This is a genomic window from Streptococcus sp. oral taxon 431 (assembly GCF_023115445.1).
GTDB lineage: Bacteria > Bacillota > Bacilli > Lactobacillales > Streptococcaceae > Streptococcus.
Genome location: NZ_JALDUI010000019.1, coordinates 23007 through 32678, shown reverse-complemented (window position 1 = coordinate 32678; position 9672 = coordinate 23007). Strand labels below are relative to the sequence as shown.

Below are 9672 nucleotides of genomic sequence, written 5' to 3'. Positions count from 1 at the left end.
ACCTCAGAATAGCTACTGTCTCATCTCTTTTTTTACTTAAGCTCCTTGATATACTTGACAAATGGTAGAAAAGAGCCCTTTTTTAGTGCTCAAAATAGCACTCAATTTTAAATGGATTTGGTGTTCAAAAAATATAATCAAATGCAACAAACTAATTTCATTTTTAATAGGCACAATTAATTTTAGAAGATAGTACGAAAAAATATTGACTATTTTCTTTAGAATGTGTAAAATTTAGATAGATTATTTAAAGTGAGGTTTTTTTATCTTGTCTATATTAAAGAAGAAAGTTAATATGTTTAGTGTACTATTGAATGTGGTATTAATAGCTATTATAGCTATTGGAGTGCTATTTTTCTTACCTAAGGAACATAAATCAGAAGTCAAATCGTCAATTAATATCGAAAGTATTGAAAAAGTGAATGAAGTTGTATTTTTGAATGCGGGAATTAATGAAATTATTTCTGAAACAAAAACAACTCAAGTTTTTGGGTTTGATGTGCCGTTCTCTAAAAAAGCAGCATTAGTAATTTTAAATTATAAAGCTAAATTTGGAATTAAAAGTAGTGTAAAGGTTGAACAAATAAGCGAAAAAGAATATAAGGTTATTGTTCCAAAATTGGAAGTAATTGGTGTTGAACTTTCAAAAGATAATCCTTATGATTTATATGATAGTCATGGAGAGTTATTAAGTGGAACTACAGAAGATATTGATACTGGGAAATTGGTCGCTAACCAACTTTCTAGTGATAAACAAGCAGAGTATTTAGATAAATTTAAGAGTGAAATTAAAGAATCTGCAATCAATTATTATAAAACAATATTTTCTTCAATGGATTCTGAAGTAAAAGTAACTATAGAATTTACAGAATAATTTTTGAAATACAAAACCCTGGCCATCTCTGGTCAGGGTTTTGTGTGGTTCTATAATTTTTAGGGTTGATGGAAATTTTCCACCAACCCTATTTTAGTGTATACAAAAAGGCCAACATCCATTATATTAAAAGCGCTGAAACCTAAAACAAAAGAATGATGACCATATGAACAATATACTAGAAGCTACACTACAAATCAAAGATGCACACAATGAAGGTGTTACATTCCATTTCTTAGAGAATATTAAAGAAGTATTGCGTGATGAGAGTGGGAAAGTAACTGGTGTAAAGGTTATTACAATGGAACTTGGTGAATCAGATGAAAGTGGAAGAAGATCAACGCATGAAGTGGCAGGTAGTGAACATATTATTCCATGTGACCTTGTCGTTGCAGCAATTGAACAAAAGTAGACTTTAGTGTTCTAGATGAAAGGTAAAAATTTGACTTTCGGTCAACATCAGAATACAATAGAAATGAACTAATAACAGGGGATGCATATTTAGGTCCTCAATCTATCGCAACCGCAATTAAAGGCGGGTGAGAAGTTGCGACAGAAGTACATGAATCGTTTAAAGAAAACACATAAATAACTTGTGGTGCCTTTCGTTTTTTTACTGGGAAAATTAAGGAACTATAGTTATAAATCCTTAAATATATTAATATATTAACATGCTTATATTTATGGAAAGAAGGTTATGTCATCTATAGTTGTACTTCTGACGATAAGGTTGTTCGTGTACCAAAGGAAATTAAAGGTAAACCTGTTATCGCAATTGGAGAACGTGGTCTTGCGAACTTGAAACATTGTGAGGCAATCGTTTTACCAGATACAGTACGATATATTGGAAAAGGTGCGTTTACGATTGACAATAAGTTAAAGTATGTCCACTTTGGTAAGTCAATAGAAACAGTAGAAGATGATGTTTTCAACTCTGATAGTTCATTAGAATCAGTTGTATTCCCAGAAGGAACAAAGAGTATTGGAACATTAGTATTCTGGGGGACATCATCAATTAAATCTATTACAATTCCAGCAAGTGTAACAGAAATTACAGAATACTTCTATTTTGTGGATAACTGTAACCCAGATGTAGAAATCCATACACCTAAGGGATCAAAGGCAGAAGAAGTAGCTAAAGCAATGCAACTTAAAGTAGTAAATGACTAAAGGGGAATAGTATGAACAAAAAATTACTATCAGGCTTAGGGACTGACCCCAAAAAGTGAGAATTTAATAAAAACACCCTAGGGCTACCGTCTTCGGTATTCAACCGGAGACAGGTAGTCCAATTTTTGTTGGATTCTTTTTTCATTAGGTTCTTCATCAACACTATTTGACAAAGAGCCAAAAGAATCAGGTGATAAACCTGATTCTTTTTTTGTTTGTACATTCTCACCAAGATTACATGATACCGAAGAAACGAGCTGCGATACCAACTACAAAGAGGGCAAGAATGATTGTGATTGGAGATACTTTTTTCTTAAGCAACCACATGCAAAGGAAAGTAAGGAGAAGTCCCATCAATCCTGGGATCAATGAGTTCAACTGTCCTTGAAGGGTTTGTGGTTGAACGCTATCCAAGCTCAATCCGCTAAGTGCTTGGCCGAGGATTCCCTTCAATTCTCCACCTGTAACAGGACCTTCTGGGAAGACGATGTAGGCACCTTCTGACAATTGTTTACCTGGAAGGTTGATAGTGAAGTTGATTGATACCCAACGTTGTACAAGAACGGCAAGGATGAACATACCAAGGATAGAAGCTCCTTTAGTGATGTCTTTCAAGATACCACCTGACATATCTTTAGTGATTTCAGATCCAGCCTTGTAACCAAACTCTTGTGTATACCATAGGAAAGACATACGGATTGCATTCCATCCAAAGAAGAAGAGAAGTGGACCAACGATGTTACCAGTTGCAGCAAGTGATGCACCAAGGGCACCAAGGATAGGACGAACTGTAAACCAGAAGACTGGGTCACCGATACCAGCAAGAGGTCCCATCATACCGATCTTAACACCTTGGATAGCAGCGTCATCGATTTCAGTACCGTTTGCGCGTTCTTCTTCAAGTGCAAGAGTAACCCCCATGATTGGGGCAGCTACGTATGGGTGAGTGTTGAAGAACTCGAGGTGACGCTCAAGAGCAGCAGCTTGGTCTTCTTTTTTAGTGTAAAGTTTCTTGATAGCTGGGATCAAAGAGTAAGCCCAACCCAAGTTTTGCATACGTTCGTAGTTCCAAGAACCTTGAAGGAATTGTGAACGCCACCAAACTTTTTGGCGATCTGATTTTGATAATTGAATTTTTTCAGCCATGATTGTTCCCCTTTCTAGTAGTCTTCTAGGATATCACCGATTGGATCGTTAGAAGTTGCAGCTCCTCCTCCGCCGTTTCCACCTTGTTTAGAAAGGTTGAGGTAGATGAAGGCAAGGGCAACACCGATGACACCAAGGGCAATCAAAGTCAATTGAGAGATTGCTGCAAGAGCAAAACCGATAGCGAAGAATGGCCATACTTCACGAGTAGCCATCATGTTGATAACCAATGCGTAACCAACGGCAACGACCATAGCACCACCGACAGCCATACCACCTTTAAGCCATTCTGGCATAAGGTTCAATACGCTTTGAACGGCTTCAGTTGGCATTGCAAGCAAGAGTGCAGCTGGGATAGCAATACGTAGACCTTGAAGAGCGAGGGCAAAGTAGTGAGCGCGTTCAACAGCTGTAATGTTTCCTTCTTTAGCAGCAGCGTCAGCAGTGTGAACCAAACCAACTGAGATTGTACGAACAATCATAGTCAAGAAAAGTCCAGCTACGGCAAGAGGTATTGCAGTAGCAGTTGCGACTGCGATACCTTCAGTAGTAAAGTTACCACCTTTAATCATGATGATTGCAGCGGCAACAGAGGCAAGGGCAGCGTCAGGAGCAACGGCAGCACCGATGTTTGCCCAACCAAGGGCGATCATTTGAAGTGATCCACCAAGCATAACCCCTGCTTCAAGGTTACCTGTGACAAGACCGATAAGGGTACATGCGACGATTGGTTGATGGAATTGGAATTGGTCGAGGATACCTTCAAGACCTGCGAAGAAGGCAACAACTACAACCAAGATAGCAGAAATGAATGAAATATCTGACATGGTTTTATTCCTTTTCTATTTAATGTTAATTATTGAACGTTAGCTTTGCTAATCAAGTCAAACAAATCTTTTTTAGTGTCGTTTGGTACTTTACGTACGTCAAATTCAACGCCAAGGTCGCGCATTTTTTCAAATGTAGCAACGTCGTCTTTGTCCATTGACAATACGTTATTGACCATTGTTTTACCTGTTGAGTGAGCCATTGAACCAACGTTAAGAGTCTTGATTGGCACACCGCCTTCGATAGCACGGAGGGCATCTTGTGGTGTTTCAAACAAGATAAGGGCGTGTGTCTCACCAAAACGAGGATCTTTTGCAACCTCAATCAATTTTTTGATTGGTACAACGTTAGCTTTTACTCCGTTAGGAGCAGCTTGTTTGATCAACTCTTTACGAAGATCGTCGTTAGCTACGTTATCTGAAGCAACGATGATACGGTTAGCTTTTGAATCTGGTGTCCAAGCAGTTGCGACTTGTCCATGAAGAAGACGTGTGTCAAGACGAGCAAGATTGATTTTCAATTTACCGTCTCCGATAACAGTTCCTTCTGGGATGGCAGCTTGGGCTACAGGAGCAGCTGCAGCAGTTGCAACTTCCTCAGCTGGGTTTATCTCTTCTGGTAGAGCCTTGATGCCATCTTTGGCTTCTTTAATGATGTTCGCAGCGACTTTATCCACTCCAGCATTAGCATCCATAAGGCGCTCTGTGTAGGCTTGGATCAACATCGGCAAGTTAAGTCCTGTGATGATGGCAAATTTACGCTCAGGATTTTCTCCCATTACGCGGCTTGCTTGGTTAAATGGAGAACCACTCCAAAGGTCAGCCAAGACTAGAACCTCATCTTCTGCGTCAAATGCAGCCACAGCATTGTTGAACTTGGCGTATAAATCGTCTGGACCTTCGTTTGGCATAAAGGTTACAACTTGAACCTTTTCTTGTTCACCAAAGATCATAGATCCTGACTGATGAATACCCGCGGCAAATTCACCGTGGCTCGCAATAATGATTCCGATACTCATTATTGTCATTCCTCCTTATAAAATGTTTGACTTGTAGTTTAAGAAAACTTTAAGACTCCTTAAGTATAAATCGTTTTCAGAAAAAAAGCAACTAATTATAATAAAGAGTGAAAAAAATATCAAAGCCCTATCTTTGCAAATATTGATATATAAACTTTTTATAAAATCGTCTATAAAATGGTAAAAAAATTTAATATAAAAAAGCGGAGGGATTAGGAAGTTTTTGTCAGTAGTGCTCTTGGGCGTCTAAAAAATGCCCCAAGTCCAATTAGTTGTCGTGTCAAAATTTTATTACAAAAAATCGAGGTGGGATCTTCTGTCCCGACCTCGTTTTGGCATTTATTATTTATCTTAGTGGGTAAAGTCTAAAACCATGCGACCTTGGATGGTACCAGCAGCCATTTCATCAAAGACAGCAATGGCATCTTCGACAGACCGTTTTTGAACGATTGGAACAACCAGACCTTCAGCACCAAATTGGAAGGCTTCTTCCAAATCTTTACGTGTTCCAACAAGGGAACCGATGACTTGGATACCGTCAAGAACTGTTTTGACGATGCTAAGGTCCATCATTTCTGAAGGGAGTCCGACAGCTACTACACGACCGCCTGCACGAACAGAGTCAACTGCTTGGTTAAAGGCAACTTTTGATACAGCTGTTACGACAGCTGAGTGAGCCCCACCGTTTGTTTTTTCTTTGATAAGGCCTGGAACATCTTCGACTTCAAGACCATTAATCACGATATCAGCACCAACTTCTTTAGCTAGAGCAAGTTTATCGTTGTTAATATCTACTGCGATAACGTGAGCGTTGAATACTTTTTTAGCGTATTGAACAGCTAAGTTACCAAGTCCTCCAGCACCATAGAGTACAACCCATTGGCCTGGTTCAACTTTTGCTTCTTTGATAGCCTTGTATGTGGTAACACCGGCACAAGTGATAGAAGAGGCTTGGGCTGGATCGAGACCATCTGGAACCTTAACAGCATAATCTGCAGTTACGATACATTGTTCAGCCATACCGCCGTCAACTGAGTAGCCTGCATTTTTTACGGAACGGCAAAGAGTTTCTCGTCCGGTTGTACAGTATTCACACATACCACAGCCTTCAAAGAACCAAGCTACGCTGACACGGTCGCCAACTTTGAGACTTTTAACATCAGGGGCGATTTCTTTTACGATACCGATACCTTCGTGACCGAGAACGCGTCCTGGAACTTTACCAAAGTCACCATGGGCAACGTGGAGGTCAGTGTGGCAGACACCACAGTACTCAACTTCTACAAGAGCTTCCCCAGTTTCGAGTGGACGGAGAACTTTTTCTTCAATAGCAACACCAGTGCTTTCTGGATTTACAACAACAGCTTTCATAGCTATCCTCCTTGATTAGTCGTTGAGGTGCAGAGGAAAAGGGGCTTGCCTTGACTCATGATTCAAGTGAAGTCGAATTTGAACTGCCCTCTTTTTGTCTATATGTGAATTATATCACTATATTTAATATAGTACAAGGGATTTGATGCAAAAATATATGTAATCGCTTAACTGGTTGATGAGACTGTGAAAATTGAACAATGATATCTGACGTCTTATTATAAAATTTCATATAATTAGGAAGTTGTTTGGTCTTAAATCTAGGGAGCAAGCTTGCAAACAGACTTTCTAAGATCCTTCTCTAGGACTTTTTGGTATAATAGAGAGTAATTTGTTTTCTAGTATGAGAAGTTAGAATGAGAGGTATGTATGTCCCCTTCAGTTCAGTTATTAAAAGACCGCTATTTAAAGAATATCAAAGAAAATCCAGATCTCTACATCGGTATTGAGTTGGAGTTTCCGATCGTTCATAAGAAAGGTCAGCCTACAGATATTGAAGTCAGCAAGGAATTGATGCGTTTTTTAGTTGACGCTCTCAGTCTAGAAGTTGAGAAGGAAGACCAGGATGGCAATCCAATTCAACTTGTAGAACCGATGAGTCAAGACCGTATTTTGTTTGAGGTTTCCTACACGACCTTGGAGTTTGCTTTTGGGAAGGCAAAGAGTATTCAGGAAGTGGAAGAGCGCTTTAGAGCCTATATGGAAGTAATTCAGGAGAAGCTAAGAGAAAAGGATCATGCTATTCAAGGTTGGGGGATTCACCCGAATTGGGATATCAATGATAATAGGCCTGTCGCATATCCTCGCTACCAGATGTTAATGGATTATCTGAAGATGGGCAACAATCAAGAATCTGTTTCTTTGCATGATTTTCCAGACTATGGAGCCTTTATCTGTGGGAGCCAAGTTCAGTTGGATGTATCGACTGCTAACTACCTACGTGTCATTAATGCATTCACTCAGCTTGAAGCAGTCAAAGCTTACCTGTTTGCTAATTCTGAGTTTTCGGGAGCAGAATGGGATACTTTGATTTCACGAGATATTTTTTGGGAAGATTCCATGCATGGAATTTATCCAGAGAATGTCGGTGTCAATTCAAAACTCTTCAAAGATGAGGATGATTTCTTTGATTATTTAGATTGCTCTGCGATTTTTACAGCAGAACGTGATGGGGAAACCTACTATTTTTCTCCGATACGAGCTAGAGATTACTTAGATACTGATGAGATTACTGCCTATACTCTAAATGGAAAAGAAACTCTGCTTGTTCCTCAAGAGAAGGATTTCCAAACGCACCGTAGTTACCAATTCCAAGACTTAACAACTCGAGGAACGGTCGAATTTCGGAGTGTTTGTACACAGCCACTAGATCGAACCTTTTCTTCGGCAGCCTTTCATTTAGGCTTGCTGGTGAATCTAGACAAGCTTGAAATTTACCTAGAAACAGCTCCTTTCTTTGAAATATTTGGTCGTGACTACAAGTCTTTGAGAAGACAATTTTCTAAGAAACACCTCACAGATGAAGAAACAGCTGGGATTGTCCAGTTCTCCAAAGACTTGCTAGCGATAGCAGAGCAAGGTCTTAAGATGAGAGATCAGCAAGAAATGACCTATTTAGAGCCTTTGAAAGAAGAATTAGACCTATAATTTTCCTATAAAGGAAGAATTTTCTGAAAAATCATGTTATAATGAATAGGACTATAGATAAAGGATAGAGATTTATGACATTAGTTTATCAATCAACGCGTGATGCGAACAATACAGTAACAGCCAGCCAAGCGATTTTGCAAGGTTTGGCAACAGATGGAGGCTTGTTTACTCCAGTGAGCTATCCAAAGGTGGACTTGGATTTTGACACATTAAAAGACGCTTCTTATCAAGAAGTGGCCAAACTTGTCTTGTCAGCCTTCTTGGATGATTTTACAGCAGAAGAGTTGGACTACTGTATCACCAACGCCTATGACAGCAAGTTTGATACACCAGCCATTGCTCCTCTTGTGAAACTAGATGGCCAATACAACTTGGAACTTTTCCACGGTTCAACCATTGCCTTTAAGGATATGGCCTTGTCTATCTTGCCATACTTTATGACAACAGCTGCCAAGAAACATGGCTTGGAAAACAAGATTGTCATCTTGACAGCGACGTCTGGAGATACCGGTAAAGCTGCCATGGCAGGATTTGCGGATGTTCCTGGAACTGAAATCATCGTCTTTTATCCCAAAGACGGTGTCAGCAAGGTGCAAGAGTTACAAATGACTACTCAAACTGGGGACAATACTCATGTTATCGCCATCGATGGAAACTTTGACGATGCTCAAACCAACGTTAAGCACATGTTCAATGATGTGGCCCTTCGTGAAAAATTGGCTGCTAATAAGCTCCAGTTCTCATCTGCTAACTCTATGAATATCGGTCGTTTAGTACCACAGATTGTCTATTATGTGTATGCCTACGCTCAGCTTGTTAAAACTGGTGAGATTAAGGCTGGTGACAAGGTTAACTTCACCGTACCGACAGGGAACTTTGGGAATATCTTGGCTGCCTTTTACGCTAAGCAAATCGGCCTACCAGTTGGCAAATTGATCTGTGCTTCAAATGACAACAATGTTTTGACAGACTTCTTTAAAACTCATGTTTATGACAAGAAGCGTGAATTTAAGGTAACCACTAGCCCATCTATGGATATCTTGGTCTCTTCAAACTTGGAGCGCTTGATTTTCCACCTTTTGGGTAATAATGCGGTTAAGACAGCTGAACTCATGAATGCTTTGAACACTCAAGGTCAGTATGAATTGACAGATTTTGATGCAGAAATCCTTGACCTTTTTGTAGCTGAGTATGCGACTGAAGCAGAAACAGCAGCAGAAATCAAGCGTGTTTATCAAACAGATGCCTACATTGAGGATCCACATACAGCGGTTGCCTCAGCTGTTTATAAAAAATACCAAGCTGCTACAGGCGATGTGTCTAAGACCGTGATTGCTTCAACAGCTAGTCCTTATAAATTCCCAGTGGTTGCAGTAGAAGCTGTAACTGGGCAATCAGGTTTGAGCGATTTTGAAGCCTTGGCTCAACTACATGAAATTTCAGGAGTAGCAGTGCCACCTGCAGTTGATGGCCTCGAAACAGCTCCAGTTCGTCACAAGACAACTGTTGCAGCAGCAGAGATGCAGGCTGCGGTAGAATCTTATCTAGGACTTTAAGACAGAGGAAGTAAACTCGGTTGGGCAACTAACTGAGTTTCTTTTCATCAGGAGGAAGG

The 9672-nt window shown here is 39.8% G+C and carries 9 protein-coding genes; 5 read left to right on the top strand and 4 right to left on the bottom strand.

Annotated elements, in window-relative coordinates:
- The first annotated feature begins 295 nt into the window (after positions 1 to 295).
- The 3 genes from M1R56_RS09105 (at position 296) to M1R56_RS09095 (ending at position 2044) form a co-directional block, all read left to right on the top strand.
- On the top strand, positions 296 to 874 hold the full coding sequence (locus tag M1R56_RS09105; RefSeq protein ID WP_000493216.1) for a DUF4230 domain-containing protein: 579 nt from the start codon (positions 296 to 298) through the stop codon (positions 872 to 874).
- A gap of 166 nt (positions 875 to 1040) precedes the next feature.
- A complete protein-coding gene (locus M1R56_RS09100; RefSeq protein WP_004238875.1) occupies positions 1041 to 1286 on the top strand; it encodes a hypothetical protein in 246 nt (81 codons plus the stop codon).
- Between the two features lie 338 nt (positions 1287 to 1624).
- The gene (locus M1R56_RS09095; RefSeq protein ID WP_223339927.1) at positions 1625 to 2044 is read left to right on the top strand and encodes a leucine-rich repeat domain-containing protein; all 420 of its coding nucleotides are present in this window, start codon (positions 1625 to 1627) and stop codon (positions 2042 to 2044) included.
- A 234-nt stretch (positions 2045 to 2278) separates the two neighbouring features.
- On the opposite strand, the gene M1R56_RS09090 is transcribed toward M1R56_RS09095, so the two are convergent.
- The 4 genes from M1R56_RS09090 to adhP all read right to left on the bottom strand — a co-directional run bounded on the left by M1R56_RS09090 (position 2279) and on the right by adhP (position 6407).
- Positions 2279 to 3190 carry a PTS system mannose/fructose/sorbose family transporter subunit IID gene (locus M1R56_RS09090; RefSeq protein WP_045763029.1) on the bottom strand — a complete coding sequence of 304 codons (912 nt, stop codon included), beginning with the start codon at positions 3188 to 3190 and terminating at the stop codon, positions 2279 to 2281.
- 14 nt (positions 3191 to 3204) lie between these two features.
- A complete protein-coding gene (locus tag M1R56_RS09085) occupies positions 3205 to 4017 on the bottom strand; it encodes a PTS mannose/fructose/sorbose transporter subunit IIC (RefSeq protein WP_060955180.1) in 813 nt (270 codons plus the stop codon).
- A gap of 29 nt (positions 4018 to 4046) precedes the next feature.
- Entirely contained in the window at positions 4047 to 5036 is a 990-nt protein-coding gene (locus tag M1R56_RS09080) for a PTS sugar transporter subunit IIB (protein WP_248035889.1), read from the bottom strand.
- A 351-nt stretch (positions 5037 to 5387) separates the two neighbouring features.
- On the bottom strand, positions 5388 to 6407 hold the full coding sequence (gene adhP / locus M1R56_RS09075; protein ID WP_248035887.1) for an alcohol dehydrogenase AdhP: 1020 nt from the start codon (positions 6405 to 6407) through the stop codon (positions 5388 to 5390).
- 369 nt (positions 6408 to 6776) lie between these two features.
- On the opposite strand from adhP, the gene M1R56_RS09070 reads away from it, so the two are divergent.
- Complete coding sequence (locus tag M1R56_RS09070) at positions 6777 to 8054, top strand: glutamate-cysteine ligase family protein (protein ID WP_248035885.1); 1278 nt, start codon at positions 6777 to 6779, stop codon at positions 8052 to 8054.
- A gap of 74 nt (positions 8055 to 8128) precedes the next feature.
- Positions 8129 to 9613 (top strand): threonine synthase, encoded by a 1485-nt coding sequence (thrC, locus tag M1R56_RS09065; RefSeq protein WP_248035884.1) that lies wholly within the window; start codon positions 8129 to 8131, stop codon positions 9611 to 9613.
- Positions 9614 to 9672: the final 59 nt, after the last annotated feature.

What these genes read in the sequence shown, in the direction of transcription:
- M1R56_RS09105 (WP_000493216.1), top strand. Translation starts at nt 296, where the DNA reads ATGTTTAGTGTACTATTGAATGTGGTATTAATAGCTATTATAGCTATT.
- M1R56_RS09100 (WP_004238875.1), top strand. Translation starts at nt 1,041, where the DNA reads ATGAACAATATACTAGAAGCTACACTACAAATCAAAGATGCACACAAT.
- M1R56_RS09090 (WP_045763029.1), bottom strand. Translation starts at nt 3,190, where the DNA reads ATGGCTGAAAAAATTCAATTATCAAAATCAGATCGCCAAAAAGTTTGG.
- M1R56_RS09085 (WP_060955180.1), bottom strand. Translation starts at nt 4,017, where the DNA reads ATGTCAGATATTTCATTCATTTCTGCTATCTTGGTTGTAGTTGTTGCC.
- M1R56_RS09080 (WP_248035889.1), bottom strand. Translation starts at nt 5,036, where the DNA reads ATGAGTATCGGAATCATTATTGCGAGCCACGGTGAATTTGCCGCGGGT.
- adhP (WP_248035887.1), bottom strand. Translation starts at nt 6,407, where the DNA reads ATGAAAGCTGTTGTTGTAAATCCAGAAAGCACTGGTGTTGCTATTGAA.
- M1R56_RS09070 (WP_248035885.1), top strand. Translation starts at nt 6,777, where the DNA reads ATGTCCCCTTCAGTTCAGTTATTAAAAGACCGCTATTTAAAGAATATC.
- thrC (WP_248035884.1), top strand. Translation starts at nt 8,129, where the DNA reads ATGACATTAGTTTATCAATCAACGCGTGATGCGAACAATACAGTAACA.